The 1,461-nt window shown below is 35.3% G+C and carries 1 protein-coding gene; it reads right to left on the bottom strand.

What is annotated here, in order from left to right; genetic code table 11:
- Positions 1 to 35 precede the first annotated feature (35 nt).
- Positions 36 to 1,408, bottom strand: a protein-coding gene (locus BIV60_RS28445; RefSeq protein WP_371261532.1) for an IS3 family transposase whose coding sequence is annotated in 2 segments (ribosomal slippage) — positions 36 to 940 and positions 940 to 1,408 — 1,374 coding nt in all. Because the reading frame shifts where the segments join, the coding sequence is not laid out codon by codon here.
- Positions 1,409 to 1,461: the final 53 nt, after the last annotated feature.

The following is a 1,461-nucleotide window of genomic DNA, read 5'->3' as shown; positions in this document are numbered from 1 at the left end:
AAAATGATCTGACCCAATAAAGTTAGACATATAGTTTAGGCAACTTCAAGTACCTGTGTCCGGTACTCCACCGGGCTCAGGTCTTTTAACTTTGCCTTCATTCGTTTGTGATTGTAATAATAGATATAGTCTGCTAATTCTTGTTCGAAATGCTCCATACTGTGGAATTCTTGTAAGTATAGAAGCTCAGATTTTAATAAGCCAAAGAAATTTTCTATGACTGCGTTATCCAAACAATTTCCCTTCCGGGACATACTCTGTGTTATCTGGTATTGTTCTAATGTTTTTTGATATCGTTTCATTTGATAATGCCAACCCTGATCTGAATGCAGAATGACTTTGTCTCCTGGATGAAGACGCTTAATAGCTTTATTTAACATATCCCCAACCAATTTGTATACTGGACGCCTCATTAATGTGTACGCAATAATCTCTCCATTACATAAATCAAGTACTGGAGATAGGTAACGCTTCTCACCAAATAAATGAAACTCAGTTACATCAGTTACCCACTTTTGATTCATTTTCTCGGCAGAGAAATCACGATTTATCACGTTGGGAGCGATTTTTCCTACATTTCCTCTATAAGATTGATACTTCTTCATGCGTACCATGCATTTTAAGCCCATTTCATTCATTAAACGATTGATGGTTTTTGGATCGTGATTGTATCCTCTTTTCTCTAGTTCTTTTTTGATACGACGATATCCATAACGCCCTTTATGTTCATGGTAAATTTCATTTATTGCTTCTTTTACTTTCTCATATTTATCGGACTGGTTTAGCCGTTTTTCCCAATAATAATAAGTACTACGTGGAATGCCAGCGACTTCAACTAAATCCACGACTTCATACAGATTCTTTAGTTCAAAAATTACTTGCGCTTTGATTTTGTTTGTAATTTTTCCTGCATTTGAACAAAAGAATTCAACTTTTTTAGATAGGCATTCTCCATCTCTAAACGCTCGATTTTCGCCTGTAGTTCTTCGATTGATCCCTCAACTGGCGTTGATTTTGATGGTTTCTTTGATTCTTTTTTTCCAATATTCTTTTTCATGGGAGTACGCCCCTTTTTCTTTGGTTTTAGGGCATTGATTCCACCTTGTTCAAACTGTAAACGCCATTTTCGAATCAACCCAGAAGAAGAAATATTAAAAATAGCAGCTGTATCAATTGAGGACATACCCGTCTCATTCATATAATTAAGTACATCCATTTTATACTCAACAGAATAACTTGTATAGCTTGAATAAAATGCACCTACTCCATGTTCTTCATAAAGACGAACCCAACCACTTAACAGACTTCTATCTAGATCCATTTCTTGTGCAATTTCATTTAAAGACTCGTTACCATTTATATATCTTAAAACTAACTGAATTCGTTCCTCAGTTGTAAATTTAGCCATAAAAAAACCCCCGTAAATGTTAGATTGGTGTCTAACATTTACGGGGCAGTTCA

It is taken from the genome of Bacillus sp. MUM 116 (genome assembly GCF_001866655.1).
GTDB lineage: Bacteria > Bacillota > Bacilli > Bacillales > Cytobacillaceae > Neobacillus.
Note: the sequence above shows the minus strand (reverse complement) of the source record. Positions and strands in the feature narration are given on the sequence as shown.